Below are 16,792 nucleotides of genomic sequence, written 5' to 3'. Positions count from 1 at the left end.
CAGCTCTCTGGGACGGGTTCTTGGCGACTCGGTGGCCTGGCTCAGCGACGCAGCTCGGCGACGAAGTCGTAGTAGTCGTTGCGGCAATAGGTGTCAGTGACTTCGATCGGGGTGTTGTCTTCGAGGTAGCCGACGCGGGTCATCAGTAGCATCGCGGTGCCGGGGGCGATGCCCACCAGGGCGGCGAACTCGGCGGAGGCGTTGATCGCCTGGATGTGCTGCAGGGCACGCACCACCGGGCGGCCGATGCCATCGAGGTAGGCGTAGAGCGAATCGCCCACGGCCTCCGGCTGGGCAATGATCGAGGCCGGCAGGGTGCTCATTTCGATCGCCATCACGGTGTCGTCGGCTTTGCGCAGGCGCTTGAGGCGCGCCACCTTGTCGTTCGGCGACAGGCCGAGGCGGATCAGTTCTTCGTGGGTCGGCGTGGTGATTTCCCGCTCCAGCCATTGGGAACCGGGCACGAAGCCTTTGAGGCGGAGCATTTCGCTGAAGCCGGACAGGCGCGACAGCGGTTGTTCCAGGCGTGGGGTAATGAAGGTGCCGGAGCCCTGGCTGCGGCGGATCAGGCCTTGTTCGAACAGTACTTCCAGGGCTTTGCGCGCGGTGACGCGGGAGATGTTGAGCATCTCGCTCAGGTTGCGTTCCGAGGGCAGGGCCTGTTCGGCTTTCCACTGGCCGGCATGGATCGCGGCTTCAAGGTTGCGCGCCAGTTGCAGGTACAGCGGGGTCGGCTGGGTGTCGTCGGGGCGCAGGGCCAGGATGTGGTTCATCTGTCGAGGTTCCGATGCGTTATTGGTTGTTGTCGCCCGGTAATGTGGCAAAAACTAATACCACTTAAATACCATGTCAACGCCAGTAATACGGCGATAGCGCACGAAAATGGGCGCTTTACGGGGACTGGTGGGGCTGGTTTGGCGAAGTGGTATTAGGGCGGTCTGGCCGTGAATGCGAAAATCGCAGGGGCGGCGGTTCTTCGAGGGGGAATTGGTATTCACCTTTCGAAGCCGGCGCGACCTGCGATTTTTTTTGTAACTGAGGTGTTTTAGCGGCGTTTCAGCGAGAAATCAGGGGCGGATTTCGATCATCGTGCCGTCCGGGACCAGGCCCCAGACTTCGCGCATGTCGATGTTGCGCATGGCGATGCAGCCGTCGGTCCAGTCCAGGGTGTGGAAGTACTGCTCCGGGTAGTCTTCGCTGTCCGGGGTGCCGTGGATCATGATCATGCCGCCGGGCTCCACGCCCTCGCGACGCGAACGCGCGGAATCGCTGATGTTCGGGTAGGAAATATGCATGGCCAGGTTGAAGCGGTCGCTGGTCTTGCGCCAGTCCAGCCAGTAGAAGCCTTCCGGCGTGCGTTTGTCGCCTTCCATGAGCTTCGGCCCCTTGGGCTGTTTGCCCAGGGAAATGCGGTAGGTCTTGAAGGGTTTGCCGTCGTTGATCAGTTGCAACTGATGGGCCGACTTGAGGACCAGGACTTTCTCGATGACCTTGCCGTCCAGGGTATCCGTCGCGGAGGCGTGGGAGACAGCGATAACCGAGCAGCAGAAAAGGGCGAGCAACCAGCGCATGAAACGATATCCCTAAGAGTACACAGGTGCCGCGTACGTTTTGTTGTTTAAGTGAGGGCCGGCTGAGCCAGGGGCGGAATGGACTCGGAACGCACAGGGTATTGCTCATTCCGCCGGTCAGCGAAGAAGCATTCTAAGGTACGCCCGACCGTGCGAAAAGCCAGCTCGGACCAGGGAATGTCGGCTTCTTCGAAAAGCCGGACTTCCAGGCTCTCTGCGCCGGCGGCGAAATCCAGGTCCGCCAGCTCGGCGCGGAAGAAGACATGCACCTGGCTGATGTGCGGGACGTCGATCAGGGTATAGATGCTCAGGTTGCGGACCCGGGCGCAGGCTTCCTCGAACGTCTCGCGAATCGCCGCTTGTTCGACGGTCTCGCCGTTCTCCATGAAACCGGCCGGCAGCGTCCAGTAACCGCGGCGTGGCTCGATCGCGCGCCGGCACAGCAGCACCTGGGTGCCCCAGGTCGGCAGGCAGCCGGCGACTATATTCGGGTTCTGGTAATGGATGGTCTGGCAGTTGTCGCAGACAAAACGCAGGCGCGAATCGCCTTCGGGAATGCGCTGGGTGACCGGGTGACCGCACTGGCTGCAGAATTTCATGCTGGGTATCCGAAAAGGCTGCGCCTATCTTGGCGTGCACGGGGCTTTGTCGGCAAGTTGTCGTTACGCGACATCACAGGGTTCGGGGGTTGGGCGGTCGGTTTGTTTGGTGCATGATGCAGGGTAGCGCACAGACCGAGAAGACTCATGCTGGACGAGCTACTGCACCGGGTAAGCAACCATACGCCGCGACCGCTGGAGACGGATCGACGTTTCCCCGAGGCCGCCGTGCTGGTGCCCATTACCCGCAGTGACGAGCCCGAGTTGGTGCTGACCCTGCGTGCCAAAGGATTGTCCACCCACGGCGGCGAAGTGGCCTTCCCCGGCGGCCGCCGCGACCCGGAAGATCCCGACCTGGTTTTTACCGCCCTGCGCGAAGCCGAAGAGGAAATCGGCCTGCCTCCCGGGCTGGTGGAAGTGATCGGTCCCCTGAGCCCGCTGATTTCCCTGCACGGGATCAAGGTCACACCCTATGTCGGGGTGATTCCCGATTACGTCGAATACCTGGCCAATGACGCCGAGATCGCCGCGGTGTTCAGCGTGCCGCTGGAGTTTTTCCGCCAGGACCCGCGCGAACATACCCACCGCATCGATTATCAGGGCCGCAGCTGGTACGTGCCGAGCTACCGCTTCGGCGAGTACAAGATCTGGGGCCTGACGGCGATCATGATCGTCGAGCTGATCAACCTGCTGTATGACGCCAAGATCAGCCTGCACCAACCGCCCAAAAGCTTTATCAATATTTGAAGCCATCGCTCGTATGGCCTGAACCCTGCTGTGTACCTGAACCTGCCTGGTCTTGAGGACAACAATATGAAATACCGCCTGGGCGACGCCCGCGTCGAAACCCACCCGCAAAGTTGGGTCGCACCCAATGCCACGCTGGTGGGCAAGGTCAAGCTGGAGGAGGGGGCCAACGTCTGGTTCAACGCGGTGCTGCGTGGCGACAACGAGCTGATCCTGATCGGCAGGAACAGCAACGTGCAGGACGGCACGGTGATGCACACCGACATGGGCTTTCCGCTGACCATCGGCACCGGCGTGACCATTGGCCACAACGCCATGCTGCATGGCTGCACCGTCGGCGACTACAGCCTGATCGGCATCAACGCGGTGATTCTCAACGGCGCGAAGATCGGCAAGAACTGCATCATCGGCGCCAACTCGCTGATCGGCGAAGGCAAGGAAATCCCCGATGGCTCGCTGGTGATGGGCTCGCCGGGCAAGGTGGTCCGCGAGTTGACCGAGCTGCAGAAGAAGATGCTCGAAGCCAGCGCCGCGCACTATGTGCATAATGCCCAGCGTTACGCCCGCGACCTGGCCGAGCAAGAACAATGACCACCCCCGAAAGACCCGTTCCCTCGCCCTGCGTGAGCATCTGCGCGCTGGACGATGACGATATCTGCACCGGCTGCCAGCGCACGGTGAGCGAGATCACCCGCTGGAGCCGCATGGACAACGCCGAGCGCCGCGAGGTGCTGGCGCTGTGTCATGAGCGCGCCAAGTCCAGCGGGCTGCTGTGGATGATCGGTAGCAAATCCGTTTGAGGCGTTATCGCGAGCCCGCTCCCTGTAGGAGCGAGCTTGCTCGCGAGGCGATGTCGGCTCCACCTTCCGTCTGGTCCATCCCACCCGCCTGAAGTACCCTGTGCGCCTTACTGACAGGTACTTTTCGCCCCATGCTCTTCCTGATCGCCTATATCGGCAGTGTCGTACTGATCAACTACGCCTTTTCCACCGCTCCGCACCTGGACATCATCTGGTCGGCCTGGGGCGGGCTGGTGTTCGTCCTGCGGGACATGGTGCAGACCCGCTTCGGCCATGGCGCGCTCGTCGCCATGCTGGTGGCGCTGGTGCTGTCCTACGTGACCTCCGACCCGGCCATCGCCCTGGCCAGCGCCACGGCGTTCGCGGTTTCCGAGTGCATCGACTGGCTGGTGTTCAGCATCACCAGGCGCCCGCTGCACGACCGCCTGTGGATAAGTTCGGCGTTGAGCATTCCCTTGGACACCTTTATCTTTTTCGGACTGATCGACGCCTTGACCCCGGGCGTGATCCTCACGGCGCTGGGGTCGAAGTTCGCCGGCGTGACCGCGGTCTGGCTGGCCATGGCCTGGCGTTTGCGCAAGGCGGCGTGCGCCAGCTGAGGCCAAAGCGCGCGGTTCATGTAAAATGCCGCGCTTTCTTCCCCATGGGCCGCCCGCCTGGTGCGCGACCCTCGATGATCCGCTCCTTTTTGAGGACCTTCAGATGACCCGTATCGGAACTCCATTGTCGCCAACCGCGACCCGCGTTTTGCTGTGTGGCTGTGGTGAGTTGGGCAAGGAAGTGGTGATCGAGCTGCAACGCCTGGGCGTTGAGGTGATTGCCGTGGATCGCTACGCCAATGCGCCGGCGATGCAGGTGGCCCATCGCAGCCATGTGATCAACATGCTCGACGGCGCCGCGCTGCGTGCGGTGATCGAGGCGGAGAAGCCGCACTTCATCGTGCCGGAGATCGAAGCCATCGCCACCGCCACCCTGGTGGAGTTGGAGTCCGAAGGGTTCACCGTGATCCCGACCGCCCGTGCCGCCCAGCTGACCATGAACCGCGAAGGCATCCGTCGCCTGGCCGCCGAAGAGTTGGACCTGCCGACCTCGCCTTACCACTTCGCCGATACCTTCGAGGACTACCGCAAGGCGGTGGACGACCTGGGTTTCCCCTGCGTGGTCAAGCCGGTGATGAGTTCCTCGGGCAAGGGCCAGAGCCTGCTGCGTAGCGTCGACGACGTGCAGAAGGCCTGGGACTATGCCCAGGAAGGCGGGCGTGCCGGCAAGGGCCGGGTGATCATCGAGGGGTTCATCGATTTCGATTATGAAATCACCTTGCTGACCGTGCGCCATGTCGGCGGCACCACCTTCTGCGCGCCGGTCGGCCACCGTCAGGAGAAGGGCGACTACCAGGAATCCTGGCAGCCCCAGGCCATGAGCCCGAAAGCCCTGGCCGAGTCCGAGCGCGTGGCCAAGGCGGTGACCGAGGCTCTGGGTGGCCGTGGCCTGTTCGGCGTCGAACTGTTCGTCAAGGGCGACCAGGTCTGGTTCAGCGAAGTGTCGCCGCGTCCCCACGACACCGGCCTGGTGACCCTGATTTCCCAGGACTTGTCGCAGTTCGCCCTGCATGCGCGGGCGATCCTCGGCCTGCCGATCCCGTTGATCCGTCAGTTCGGCCCGTCGGCTTCGGCGGTGATCCTGGTGGAAGGCCAGTCGACCCAGACCGCTTTCGCCAACCTGGGCGCGGCTCTGAGCGAGCCGGACACTGCCCTGCGCCTGTTCGGCAAGCCCGAAGTCAACGGCCAGCGCCGCATGGGCGTGGCCCTGGCGCGGGACGAGTCGATCGAGGCCGCGCGGGCCAAGGCGACCCGTGCTTCCCAGGCGGTCGTTGTAGAGCTGTAAAAGCATCGCGGGNCTTGCCCGCGATGACGTCCTGTCAGTCGATCTGATTCAGGTCGTTATTGCGCGTTTCCTTCAGGCACAGCACAGCGATCAGGCTGAGCACCGCTGCCGCCGACACATAGCCGCCGACCCAACTCAAGCCCCCCATCGCCACCAGCTTCTGGGCGAAGAAGGGGGCCGCCGAAGCGCCGACAATGCCGCCCAGGTTATAGGCCGCCGATGCGCCGGTATAACGCACGTGGGTCGGGAACAGCTCGGGCAGCAGGGCGCCCATCGGGGCGAAGGTCACGCCCATCAGGAACAGCTCGATGCACAGGAACAGCGCCACGCCCCAGGTCGAGCCCTGGGTCAGCAGCGGTTCCATGGTGAAGCCGGAAAGGATCGCCAGCAGGCCGCCGATGATCAGTACCGGCTTGCGTCCATAACGGTCGCTGGCCCAGGCCGACAGCGGCGTGGCCGCGGCCATGAACAGCACCGCGAAGCACAGCAGGCCGAGGAAGGTTTCGCGGCTGTAGCCGAGGGTTGCGACGCCGTAGCTCAGGGAGAACACCGTCGAGATGTAAAACAGCGCGTAACACACCACCATCGCCGAGGCGCCCAGCAGCACCGGCAGCCAGTACTGGCTGAACAGCTCGACCAGCGGCATCTTGACCCGTTCCTGGCGGGCGATGGCGTTGGCGAATACCGGGGTTTCATGCAGTTTCAGGCGCACATACAGGCCGACCAGCACCAGTGCGGCGCTGAGCAGGAACGGAATCCGCCAGCCCCAGGAACGGAACTGTTCGTCGCTCAGGCTCATGGCCAGGGTCAGGAACAGGCCGTTGGCCGCGAGAAAGCCGATCGATGGCCCCAACTGCGGGAACATGCCGAACCAGGCGCGTTTGCCTTTGGGCGCGTTTTCCGTGGCGAGCAGCGCGGCTCCGCCCCATTCGCCGCCCAGCCCCAGGCCCTGGCCGAAACGCAGCAGGCACAACAGGATCGGGGCCCAGGCGCCGATGCTGTCATAGCCGGGCAGCACGCCGATCAACGTGGTGCACACGCCCATCAGCAGCAGCGAGGCCACCAGGGTCGATTTGCGCCCGATCCGGTCGCCGAAGTGGCCGAACAGCGCCGAGCCCAGGGGGCGGGCGAGGAAGGCGATACCGAAGGTCAGGAAGGCCGAGAGCATCTGGGCGGTGCCGGACGTCTGCGGGAAGAATACCGGGCCGATCACCAGCGCGGCGGCGGTGGCATACACATAGAAGTCGTAGAACTCGATGGCGGTGCCGATAAAGCTGGCGGTGGCCACGCGGCTGGCGGAGTTGGTCGGCTGGGCAGGCACGGAGGCGCTGTAAGTGGTGCTGGTCGTCATGCGGTTATCCCTGACAGTCATGTGCTCCATCGGAGCGAATTATTATGGTCGAACACCCAGGGATGTGGGTTTGGCGCGGGCGTGGCTCGGGGTGGGAGCGCAGCCTGCCAGAAGCGGGCGGAGCAGGGCAGAAGCCGCTGGGTGCGGGTAGCACGCGGGTCCTGCGGGGCTTGGGTAAGCGGATCGATTATAGGAAGGGCCCTAACGATCAAACAAGCGCGACTTGCCCCTGTAGCCCTGTAGCCGCTGCCGAGCCTGCGAGGCTGCGATCGACCGTGAAGCGGGCGTTGGTCGGGGCAATGCAATCCGACTGAAGTACCGCGCCGCCTGGTTTTACGACGGCTGCGCCGCCGATCGCAGCCTCGCAGGCTCGGCAGCGGCTACAGGGTCAGGATTACAGCGTGGGAGTGGTGACCGGCTTGGTGTGCCAGATCAGCACACGGCTGACCCGGTTGTCCTCGGTTTCGAGGATTTCCAGGCGGTAGCGGCCGATCTTCAGGCAGACGGCGCTGTCGGGAATGGTCTCCAGGGCTTCGGTGACCAGGCCGTTGAGGGTTTTCGGGCCGTCGCTGGGCAGGTGCCAGCCCAGGCTCTTGTTCAGCTCGCGAATCGAGGCGGCGCCTTCGATGACAAAGCGTCCGTCGGCCTGGGGGTGGATATGCGGGTTGTCGAGGCTGTGTTCGCTTTCGAATTCGCCGACGATTTCTTCGAGGATGTCTTCCAGGGTGACGATGCCCAGCACTTCGCCGTACTCGTCCACCACCATGCCCAGGCGGCGTTGTTGCTTGTGGAAGTTCAGCAGTTGCAGCTGCAGCGGGGTGCTTTCCGGCACGAAGTAAGGTTCATGGCAGGCTGCCAGCAGTGTCTCTTTGGTCAGGCTGGCATCCGGCAGCAGATGGCGGATCTGCCGGGTGTTGAGGACCGCCTCGACCTGGTTGATATCGCTGTGGAACACCGGCAGGCGGGTGCGCTTGGACAGGCGCAGCTGCTCGATGATCTCGCCGATGGACTCGTCCAGGTTGATCCCGTCGACTTCGCTGCGCGGGACCAGGATGTCATTGACGGTGATGTTGTCCAGGGCATGGATGCCCGACACCGGGTGCGGGCGGCCGTTGGCCTGTTCCTCGGCGTCGTCCGGGTCGGCGGCCTGCTCGTCTTCGCTCTGCTTGACGGCGCCGGCCTTGCGGGTGAAGGGGCGCAGCAACAGCTGGCTGATGCTGTCGAGCAGCCAGGCCGCGGGGTAGATGATCTTCAGCGGCACGCCCAGCAGGGTATTGCCCAGGCTGAGGATGGCGTCCGGATAACGGGTGGCCAGGGTGCGCGGGAGGTAGTCGGCGAGTACCAGCAGCACGCTGGTGGCGATCAGGCAGGCCAGCCAGGGGCCGTTTTCCGCCCACTGCAGGAGCGCCAGCAAGGTGCTGATGATGACCGCCAGCACCCGGCACAGGGTGTTGCAGAGAATCAGGCTGTCGCGCGGGAAGCTCAGGCGCGCCAGCGGTTTGTCGCCGGAGCGCGAGGCGCTGCGCAGGGTCAGCAGGTGTTGCTGGGCGGCTTCGATGGCGGTGAACAGCCCCGACCACAGCACCAGCAAGGCCAGGACCACGAGCATCGGCTCTATGGGCAGGTTGTCCATTATCGCCGCTCGTCAGATATGCAGGATGTATTCACGGACCAGCTTGCTGCCGAAGTACGCCAGCATCAGCAGGCAGAAACCGGCCAGGGTCCAGCGAATCGCCTTGTGTCCGCGCCAGCCGAGGCGGTTGCGGCCCCACAGCAGCACGCTGAACACCACCCAGGCCAGGCACGCCAGCAGGGTCTTGTGCACCAGGTGCTGGGCGAACAGGTTCTCGACGAACAGCCAGCCGGAGATCAGCGACAGCGAAAGCAGGGTCCAGCCGGCCCAGAGGAAGCCGAACAGCAGGCTTTCCATGGTCTGCAGCGGCGGAAAGTTCTTGATCAGCCCGGACGGGTGCTTGTGCTTGAGCTGGTGGTCCTGCACCAGCAGCAACAGGGCCTGGAACACAGCGATGGTGAACATGCCGTAGGCGAGGATCGACAGCAGGATATGGGCGAGGATGCCCGGCTCTTCGTCGATCACCGGCACTGTGCCGGTGGGCACGAACTGCGCCAGCAGCACGGTCAGCGCACCCAGTGGAAACAGCAGGACCAGCAGGTTCTCCACCGGAATGCGCGAGCAGGCCAGCAGGGTCAGGGCAATCACCGCGGCGGCGATCAGGCTGGCGGCGCTGAAGAAATCCAGGCCCAGGCCCACGGGCGTCATCAGGTGGGTCAGCAGGCTGGCGCTGTGGGCGAGCAGGGCAAGGATGCCGAGCGAGACCAGCAGGCGCTTGTTCGTCTTGGCGGCTTGGGCCAGACGAGTGCCTTGATAGAGGGTCGCAGCGGCATAGAGACAGGCGGCGGCGAGGGTGGTTAGCAAGCTGGGTGACAAGGGGAGCATAAATCCTGTTAGGCAAGCCCGAAAGTCGTTGAGTTTGGCATAGAACCGCCAAAACACGAAAGACCGCGCAACCAGACGGCAGCTGTGCGCCGCACGCAGTCTTCGCTATAATCCGCGACCTGCCCACGGAGCACCTCTTTATATAGGGGCCCGAGCCGCCATTACCTCGGTCTACTTAGGGCCTGAAAGGATCGCGCATGTTTGAAAACCTAACCGACCGTCTCTCGCAGACGCTGCGCCATGTCACCGGCAAGGCCAAGCTGACCGAGGACAACATCAAAGACACCCTGCGCGAAGTGCGCATGGCGTTGCTCGAAGCCGACGTGGCCCTGCCGGTGGTCAAGGACTTCGTCAACTCGGTGAAGGAACGTGCCGTCGGCACCGAAGTGTCGCGCAGCCTGACCCCGGGCCAGGCGTTCGTGAAGATCGTCCAGGCCGAGCTCGAAAGCCTGATGGGCGCGGCCAACGAAGACCTGAACCTGAGCGCCGTACCGCCTGCCGTCGTGCTGATGGCCGGTCTGCAGGGCGCTGGTAAGACCACCACTGCCGGCAAGCTCGCGCGCTTCCTTAAAGAGCGCAAGAAGAAGAGCGTGATGGTGGTGTCCGCCGACGTTTACCGTCCGGCGGCGATCAAGCAGCTCGAAACCCTGGCCAACGACATTGGCGTGACCTTCTTCCCGTCCGACCTGAGCCAGAAGCCGGTCGCGATCGCCGAAGCGGCTATTAAAGAAGCCAAGCTCAAGTTCATCGACGTGGTCATCGTCGACACCGCTGGTCGTCTGCACATCGACGCCGACATGATGGACGAGATCCAGGCATTGCACGCGGCGGTCAAGCCGGTGGAAACCCTGTTTGTGGTCGACGCCATGACCGGCCAGGACGCCGCCAACACGGCCAAGGCCTTTGGCGACGCACTGCCGCTGACCGGCGTGATCCTGACCAAGGTCGACGGCGATGCCCGTGGCGGTGCCGCGCTGTCGGTGCGTGCGATCACCGGCAAGCCGATCAAGTTCATCGGTATGGGCGAGAAGAGCGAAGCGCTCGAGCCGTTCCACCCTGAGCGTATCGCTTCGCGCATCCTCGGCATGGGCGACGTGCTCAGCCTGATCGAGCAGGCCGAACAGACCCTCGACAAGGAAAAAGCCGACAAGCTGGCGAAGAAGCTGAAAAAAGGCAAAGGCTTCGATCTCGAAGACTTCCGCGATCAGTTGCAACAAATGAAGAACATGGGCGGCCTCGGCGGCCTGATGGACAAGCTGCCGAATATCGGTGGTGTGAACCTGGCGCAAATGGGCAATGCCCAGGGCGCGGCCGAGAAGCAGTTCAAGCAGATGGAAGCCATCATCAACTCCATGACCCCGGCCGAGCGCCGCGACCCTGAGCTGATCAGCGGTTCGCGCAAGCGTCGGATCGCCATGGGCTCCGGCACCCAGGTGCAGGACATCGGCCGCTTGATCAAGCAGCACAAGCAGATGCAGAAGATGATGAAGAAATTCTCCGCCAAGGGCGGAATGGCGAAAATGATGCGCGGCATGGGCGGAATGTTGCCCGGCGGCGGCATGCCGAAGATCTGAAGAATCCGCGCCGGCAGCCATGCCGGCGTTTCCCGCGGGGACGCGGGACCTCCAGCAAACCCGCGTTTGGCGGGAGCTGACTCGCCGTTGTTGCCAACGGCCCTATAGCAAATCTGGATGGCAGCCGGTAGGCGCCGGAAAAAGTCATTTGCAAAAGTCCGGATATTCCTTAGAATATGCGGCCTTTCGGGCACCCATGCCCGCTGTGCATTTAGATTTGCAGCACCGACTACAGGAACGATGTTCACATGCTAACAATCCGTCTTGCCCTTGGCGGCTCCAAAAAGCGCCCGTTTTACCACTTGACCGTGACCGACAGCCGCAACCCACGCGACGGTTCGCACAAAGAACAAGTTGGCTTCTTCAACCCGATCGCTCGTGGTCAAGAAGTCCGCCTGTCCGTGAACCAAGAGCGCGTAGCCTACTGGCTGAGCGTTGGTGCACAACCGTCTGAGCGCGTTGCTCAGCTGTTGAAGGAATCGGCTAAGGCTGCAGCCTGAACCCTATGAACGCGACGCCTGCTCCTGCTGATGATTTGATCGTTATCGGCAAAATCTACTCTGTTCACGGCGTTCGCGGCGAAGTGAAGGTTTATTCCTTTACTGATCCGATTAAAAACCTGTTGGATTACAAAACCTGGACGCTCAAGCGCGAAGGTAGCGTGAAACAGGTTGAGCTGGTCAGCGGACGCGGGAATGAAAAATTCCTGGTCGCAAAGCTCAAGGGTCTCGATGATCGTGAAGAAGCGCGTCTTCTGGCCGGTTATGAGATCTGCGTGCCGCGCAACCTGTTCCCTGAACTGACCGACGGCGAGTACTACTGGTACCAGCTGCAAGGTCTCAAGGTCATCGACACTCACGGACAACTGTTCGGGAAGATCGATCACCTGCTGGAGACCGGCTCGAACGATGTAATGGTGGTCAAGCCTTGCGCTGGCAGCCTGGATGATCGCGAACGCCTGTTGCCCTATACCGAGCAATGCGTGTTGGCCGTCGACCTGGCAGCGGGCGAGATGAAGGTGGATTGGGACGCGGACTTCTGAACGTGGCTAGCCTGCGCGTAGAAGTGATCAGTTTGTTTCCCGAGATGTTTTCCGCCATCAGCGACTACGGCATAACCAGCCGCGCGGTGAAACAGGGGCTCTTGCAGCTGACCTGTTGGAATCCGCGAGACTACACCACGGATCGACATCACACTGTGGACGATCGCCCATTTGGCGGTGGCCCGGGCATGGTGATGAAGATCAAGCCCCTGGAAGATGCTCTGGTTCAGGCCAGGCAGGCAGCCGGGGAGGGCGCGAAGGTGATTTACCTGTCGCCCCAAGGCCGCAAACTGACTCAGTCGGCGGTACGCGAGTTGGCGAATGAGGATGCATTGATCCTGATTGCCGGTCGTTATGAAGGCATTGACGAGCGTTTTATTGAAGCTCATGTCGATGAAGAGTGGTCGATTGGCGACTATGTACTCTCCGGTGGCGAGCTGCCGGCGATGGTCCTGATCGATGCGGTTACGCGACTGCTGCCCGGAGCTTTAGGGCATGCGGATTCCGCGGAGGAAGATTCCTTCACGGATGGTCTGCTGGATTGCCCGCACTACACCCGACCGGAGGTGTATGCGGATCAGCGTGTTCCCGACGTGTTGCTGAGTGGCAACCACGCACACATCCGGCGTTGGCGTTTACAGCAGTCCCTTGGTCGGACCTATGAACGACGCGCCGATCTTCTGGAAAGCCGCTCGCTTTCTGGAGAAGAGAAGAAGCTGCTCGAGGAATACATCCGCGAGCGGGACGATAGTTAACAACGTATCGATGGTAGATCCGACGATTTACCTTAGGAGCACAGCATGACCAACAAAATCATCCTTGCACTCGAAGCAGAGCAGATGACCAAAGAGATCCCAGCCTTTGCCCCGGGCGACACCATTGTCGTTCAGGTGAAAGTGAAGGAAGGCGATCGTTCCCGTCTGCAAGCGTTCGAAGGCGTTGTAATCGCCAAGCGTAACCGCGGCGTGAACAGTGCATTCACCGTTCGTAAAATCTCCAACGGTGTTGGCGTAGAGCGTACTTTCCAGACCTACAGCCCGCAAATCGACAGCATGGCTGTCAAGCGTCGCGGCGACGTACGTAAAGCCAAGCTGTACTACCTGCGCGACCTGTCGGGTAAAGCAGCTCGCATCAAGGAAAAACTGGCTTAAGTCCAGCTTCCGATGCAGAAAAAAGCAGCCTACGGGCTGCTTTTTTGTTGCCCGTCATTTATCCCCGAAGTGTGTTTCAGGCAGTAGAACCATGAGCCCCCGCGAGCAAGAAATCCAACGCCGGACCGAGCTGTCGGTCACCCGCGTGACCAAGGCGGTATTCCCGTCGACCACCAACCACCACAACACCCTGTTCGGCGGCACGGCGCTGGCCTGGATGGACGAAGTGTCGTTCATCGCCGCGACCCGTTTCTGCCGGCTGCCACTGGTCACCGTGTCCACCGACCGCATCGACTTCAATCACCCGATTGCCGCGGGCTCCATCGTCGAGCTGGTAGGGCGGGTAGTGAAGGTCGGCAATACCAGCCTCAAGGTCGAGGTTGAAGTCTTCGTCGAGAGCATGAGTTGCGATGGGCGGGAGAAGGCCATCCACGGCCTGTTCAGCTTTGTCGCCATCGATGACGACAAGCGCCCGGTGCCGGTGCTGCCGGGGTTTGTCGACTGATCGCGAGCAAGCCTCGCTCCTGCAGGATTTCACCCTTCTGTAGGAGCGAGGCTTGCCCGCGATGGGCTATCAGGCCGCCATATCCTTCTGAATCAACGCCACCAGGGCCCAGCCCGCAGCGGGCTTGAGGGCGCTGTCTGGCGTCACCACATGCACCCAGCCGCTGCTGTCGCGAGCGAACAGCAGGGTCGCCCGCTCACCATGCAGCGCCTGGTAATCCTCCCAGCCAAAACCCTCGGTCAGGTTGGTGCTGTACAGCTCCGCACCCTGTCCCAGCAGGCTGGCCAGCTTGCTGTAGGACAGCGCCTCGCTGCCTAGCAGATGCCCGCGATGTTCATGGCTGGCCCGGTGCTTGTCGGTGCGCCGGCTTTCCTGGCTGTTGGCCAGGCCGAACAGGCGCTGCTGGCCGAAGTCATGACGGAAACGCATGGAGGCCAGGGTGTTCAGTTCGCCGGAGGGCGACAGCGCCAGCAGGTGGCCAAGCCCCACCAGGTCCAGATGGGCATCGGCATGTTGCGACGCCGGATTGCCGAAGTAGGTCGGTAGGCCGTCCATGCGCGCGGCGCGGATGTTTTCCCAGCTCGAATCGGTCAGCAGCACGCGACTGCCCAGTTGTTGCAGGGCCTTGCCGATGGTCCGCGCCGGAGCGTTCGCCCCGACGATCAGGAAACCGCTCGGCGCCGGTTCCGCGACCTTCAGCAGGCGGGCCAGCGGCCGCGCGGTGGCGCTTTGCAGCACCACGGTGCCGATGATCACGGCAAAGGTCAGCGGCACCAGCAGCAGGGCGCCTTCGTGGCCGGCCTGGTCCAGGCGAATGGCGAAGATTGCCGAGACAGCCGCGGCGACTATGCCCCGAGGTGCGATCCAGGCCAGCAGGGCCCGTTCGCGCCAGCTCAGGTTGGAGCCGGCGGTGGACAGCAGCACGTTCAAGGGGCGGGCGATGAACTGGATCACCAGCAGCAGAATCAACACCAGCGGCCCCAGGGCGATCAAGGCCTTGAGGTCAAGGCGCGCCGCCAGCAGGATGAACAGCCCGGAAATCAGCAGCACGCTGAGGTTTTCCTTGAAGTGCAGGATGTGCCGGACGTCGACGTCCTTCATATTGGCCATCCACATGCCCATCAAGGTCACGGCCAGCAGGCCGGACTCATGCATCACCTGGTTGGCGCCGATGAAGATGCCCAGCACCGCCGCCAGCGTGGCCAGGTTGTGCAGGTACTCCGGCAGCCACTGGCGGCGCATGATGGTGCCCAGCACCCAGCCGCCGACGATGCCGAACAGGCTGCCGCAGAGGATCACCCCGCCGAAGGTCGTCAGGCTGTGCTGCAGGCCCTGGCCCTCGGCGCTGGCGATGATGAAGCTGTAGACCACCACCGCCAGCAGGGCGCCGATCGGGTCGATGACGATGCCTTCCCAGCGCAGGATGTTGGCGATCGACGCCTTGGGCCGAACCACCCGCAGCATGGGCACGATCACGGTGGGCCCGGTGACCAGGGTCAGGGTGCCGAACAGCAGCGCCAGCAGCCAGTCGAAGCCCAGCAGCCAGTGGGTGGCCAGGGTGATCACCGCCCAGGTCGAGAGCGCGCCGATGGTCACCAGCCGGTGCACCACCTTGCCGATCTCGCGCCATTCCGACAGGTGCAGGGTCAGGCTGCCTTCAAACAGGATCAAGGCCACCGCCAGCGACACCAGGGGCATCAGCAGCGGTCCGAACAACTCTTGTGGGTCGAGCCAGCCCAGGACCGGGCCGGCGAGAATGCCGCTCAACAGCAGGAACAGAATGGCCGGCAGTTTCAGGCGCCAGGCCAGCCATTGGCAGCCCACTGCCGCCACGCCTATGCCGCCAAAGGCCAACAGAATCTGTTGCTCGTTCATTGAAGCTCCCTGTTCCTTGAAATAGCGGGCTATGAAAGACTAGCGACCCTGTGCACAGTTCACTATTTTTTCCAGCAGGCCCCAAGGCCGCGTTTTTCGAGTACTTATGCCCGCCATCGACCATCCCCTGATAGACCGTTTCCTCGATGCGCTATGGCTGGAAAAGGGCCTTTCGGACAACACCCGCGAGGCGTATCGCAGCGACCTGGCGTTGTTCAACGGCTGGCTACAGGAAAAGGGGCTGGAGCTGGTGAGTGCCGGCCGCGAGCTGATTCTCGACCACCTCGCCTGGCGGGTGGAGCAAGCCTACAAGCCGCGTTCGACCGCGCGTTTTCTCTCCGGGGTGCGCGGCTTCTATCGTTACCTGCTGCGGGAAAAGCTGATCGCCGTGGACCCTACGCTGCAAGTCGACATGCCGCAGCTGGGGCGGCCACTGCCCAAGTCCCTGTCGGAGGCCGATGTCGAAGCCCTGCTGGCCGCTCCCGACCTCAGCGAGGCCATCGGCCAGCGCGATCGCGCCATGCTTGAAGTCCTGTATGCCTGCGGCCTGCGGGTCACCGAGCTGATCAGCCTGACCCTGGAGCAGGTCAACCTGCGCCAGGGCGTACTGCGGGTGATGGGCAAGGGCAGCAAGGAGCGCCTGGTGCCGATGGGCGAGGAGGCGATTGTCTGGGTCGAGCGCTACATGCGCGATGCCCGGGGCGAGCTGCTCGGCGGGCGGCCCAGCGATGTGCTGTTCCCCAGCTTGCGCGGCGAGCAGATGACCCGGCAGACCTTCTGGCACCGGATCAAGCATCAGGCCAAGGTCGCCGGGATCGGCAAGTCGCTGTCGCCCCATACCCTGCGGCACGCTTTCGCCACCCATCTGCTCAACCACGGCGCCGACCTGCGGGTGGTGCAGATGCTGCTCGGCCACAGCGACCTGTCGACCACCCAGATCTACACCCATGTCGCCCGGGCCCGTCTGCAGGACCTGCATGCCAAGCACCATCCCCGCGGTTGAACGATGAGCCGTAGCCGCTGGCGCAGCCTGCGTTCGGCGGCGTAGCCGTCGTCAATCCGGCGTTTGGGGTTTAACTGAAATACCGCGGTGCCTGGTTTTGCGACGGCTTCGCCGTCGAGCGCAGCCTCGCGGGCTCGACAGCGGCTACAGGAACGGGCCCGCGTCGGTCGTCAAATGACCGGCTTGGCTCAGCGGGAGCCCGCCAGGCGGGCCTTATGTGGTAGGCTTTGCC

19 protein-coding genes are annotated in these 16,792 nt (G+C 63.0%); 12 read left to right on the top strand and 7 right to left on the bottom strand.

The features are described from left to right. Positions 1-41 precede the first annotated feature (41 nt). From ACTJKT_RS03250 to ACTJKT_RS03240, 3 genes are all read right to left on the bottom strand, one after another. A complete protein-coding gene (locus tag ACTJKT_RS03250; protein WP_097305505.1) occupies positions 42-773 on the bottom strand; it encodes a GntR family transcriptional regulator in 732 nt (243 codons plus the stop codon). A gap of 294 nt (positions 774-1,067) precedes the next feature. Further along, positions 1,068-1,571 (bottom strand): L,D-transpeptidase family protein, encoded by a 504-nt coding sequence (locus ACTJKT_RS03245; RefSeq protein WP_106696567.1) that lies wholly within the window; start codon positions 1,569-1,571, stop codon positions 1,068-1,070. A 47-nt stretch (positions 1,572-1,618) separates the two neighbouring features. Further along, positions 1,619-2,170, bottom strand: coding sequence for an NUDIX hydrolase (locus ACTJKT_RS03240; RefSeq protein ID WP_102679293.1), 552 nt, complete (start codon positions 2,168-2,170; stop codon positions 1,619-1,621). A gap of 147 nt (positions 2,171-2,317) precedes the next feature. Here ACTJKT_RS03240 and ACTJKT_RS03235 point away from each other — a divergent pair, with 147 nt between their 5' ends. The 5 genes from ACTJKT_RS03235 to purT all read left to right on the top strand — a co-directional run bounded on the left by ACTJKT_RS03235 (position 2,318) and on the right by purT (position 5,601). Further along, on the top strand, positions 2,318-2,917 hold the full coding sequence (locus ACTJKT_RS03235; protein WP_009047136.1) for a CoA pyrophosphatase: 600 nt from the start codon (positions 2,318-2,320) through the stop codon (positions 2,915-2,917). A 66-nt stretch (positions 2,918-2,983) separates the two neighbouring features. Further along, on the top strand, positions 2,984-3,508 hold the full coding sequence (locus ACTJKT_RS03230) for a gamma carbonic anhydrase family protein (protein WP_440786163.1): 525 nt from the start codon (positions 2,984-2,986) through the stop codon (positions 3,506-3,508). Then, positions 3,505-3,717, top strand: coding sequence for a DUF1289 domain-containing protein (locus tag ACTJKT_RS03225; RefSeq protein ID WP_440786162.1), 213 nt, complete (start codon positions 3,505-3,507; stop codon positions 3,715-3,717). The genes ACTJKT_RS03230 and ACTJKT_RS03225 overlap by 4 nt, the downstream gene beginning before the upstream one ends. Positions 3,718-3,848: 131 nt before the next feature. Next, positions 3,849-4,316, top strand: a complete 468-nt coding sequence (locus ACTJKT_RS03220) for a VUT family protein (RefSeq protein WP_023969721.1) — start codon at positions 3,849-3,851, stop codon at positions 4,314-4,316. Between the two features lie 103 nt (positions 4,317-4,419). Further along, entirely contained in the window at positions 4,420-5,601 is a 1,182-nt protein-coding gene (purT, locus tag ACTJKT_RS03215; RefSeq protein ID WP_009047140.1) for a formate-dependent phosphoribosylglycinamide formyltransferase, read from the top strand. A 34-nt stretch (positions 5,602-5,635) separates the two neighbouring features. Here the strand turns inward: purT and ACTJKT_RS03210 are convergent, their stop codons facing one another. The 3 genes from ACTJKT_RS03210 to ACTJKT_RS03200 form a co-directional block, all read right to left on the bottom strand. Beyond that, the gene (locus ACTJKT_RS03210; RefSeq protein ID WP_440786161.1) at positions 5,636-6,952 is read right to left on the bottom strand and encodes an MFS transporter; all 1,317 of its coding nucleotides are present in this window, start codon (positions 6,950-6,952) and stop codon (positions 5,636-5,638) included. 394 nt (positions 6,953-7,346) lie between these two features. Then, positions 7,347-8,585, bottom strand: coding sequence for a transporter associated domain-containing protein (locus ACTJKT_RS03205; protein ID WP_440786160.1), 1,239 nt, complete (start codon positions 8,583-8,585; stop codon positions 7,347-7,349). Between the two features lie 12 nt (positions 8,586-8,597). Then, on the bottom strand, positions 8,598-9,410 hold the full coding sequence (locus ACTJKT_RS03200; protein ID WP_007927682.1) for a cytochrome C assembly family protein: 813 nt from the start codon (positions 9,408-9,410) through the stop codon (positions 8,598-8,600). 197 nt (positions 9,411-9,607) lie between these two features. Here ACTJKT_RS03200 and ffh point away from each other — a divergent pair, with 197 nt between their 5' ends. From ffh to ACTJKT_RS03170, 6 genes are all read left to right on the top strand, one after another. Then, positions 9,608-10,984 carry a signal recognition particle protein gene (gene ffh / locus ACTJKT_RS03195; RefSeq protein ID WP_007927681.1) on the top strand — a complete coding sequence of 459 codons (1,377 nt, stop codon included), beginning with the start codon at positions 9,608-9,610 and terminating at the stop codon, positions 10,982-10,984. Between the two features lie 248 nt (positions 10,985-11,232). After that, on the top strand, positions 11,233-11,484 hold the full coding sequence (gene rpsP / locus ACTJKT_RS03190) for a 30S ribosomal protein S16 (RefSeq protein ID WP_007927680.1): 252 nt from the start codon (positions 11,233-11,235) through the stop codon (positions 11,482-11,484). A gap of 5 nt (positions 11,485-11,489) precedes the next feature. Next, the gene (gene rimM / locus ACTJKT_RS03185; protein WP_007927679.1) at positions 11,490-12,026 is read left to right on the top strand and encodes a ribosome maturation factor RimM; all 537 of its coding nucleotides are present in this window, start codon (positions 11,490-11,492) and stop codon (positions 12,024-12,026) included. Between the two features lie 2 nt (positions 12,027-12,028). Continuing rightward, positions 12,029-12,781 carry a tRNA (guanosine(37)-N1)-methyltransferase TrmD gene (gene trmD / locus ACTJKT_RS03180; protein WP_007927678.1) on the top strand — a complete coding sequence of 251 codons (753 nt, stop codon included), beginning with the start codon at positions 12,029-12,031 and terminating at the stop codon, positions 12,779-12,781. A gap of 45 nt (positions 12,782-12,826) precedes the next feature. Next, the gene (rplS, locus tag ACTJKT_RS03175) at positions 12,827-13,177 is read left to right on the top strand and encodes a 50S ribosomal protein L19 (RefSeq protein ID WP_009047143.1); all 351 of its coding nucleotides are present in this window, start codon (positions 12,827-12,829) and stop codon (positions 13,175-13,177) included. A 91-nt stretch (positions 13,178-13,268) separates the two neighbouring features. Then, positions 13,269-13,682, top strand: a complete 414-nt coding sequence (locus ACTJKT_RS03170) for an acyl-CoA thioesterase (RefSeq protein ID WP_007927676.1) — start codon at positions 13,269-13,271, stop codon at positions 13,680-13,682. 69 nt (positions 13,683-13,751) lie between these two features. Here ACTJKT_RS03170 and ACTJKT_RS03165 read toward each other — a convergent pair whose 3' ends face one another. After that, on the bottom strand, positions 13,752-15,557 hold the full coding sequence (locus tag ACTJKT_RS03165; protein ID WP_440786159.1) for a cation:proton antiporter: 1,806 nt from the start codon (positions 15,555-15,557) through the stop codon (positions 13,752-13,754). A 106-nt stretch (positions 15,558-15,663) separates the two neighbouring features. On the opposite strand from ACTJKT_RS03165, the gene xerD reads away from it, so the two are divergent. Beyond that, positions 15,664-16,560, top strand: coding sequence for a site-specific tyrosine recombinase XerD (gene xerD, locus ACTJKT_RS03160; protein WP_053277585.1), 897 nt, complete (start codon positions 15,664-15,666; stop codon positions 16,558-16,560). Positions 16,561-16,792: the final 232 nt, after the last annotated feature.

Source organism: Pseudomonas sp. 22526 (assembly GCF_052044735.1).
Classification (GTDB): domain Bacteria; phylum Pseudomonadota; class Gammaproteobacteria; order Pseudomonadales; family Pseudomonadaceae; genus Aquipseudomonas; species Aquipseudomonas piscium.
This window is presented reverse-complemented; position numbering and strand designations above follow the sequence as displayed.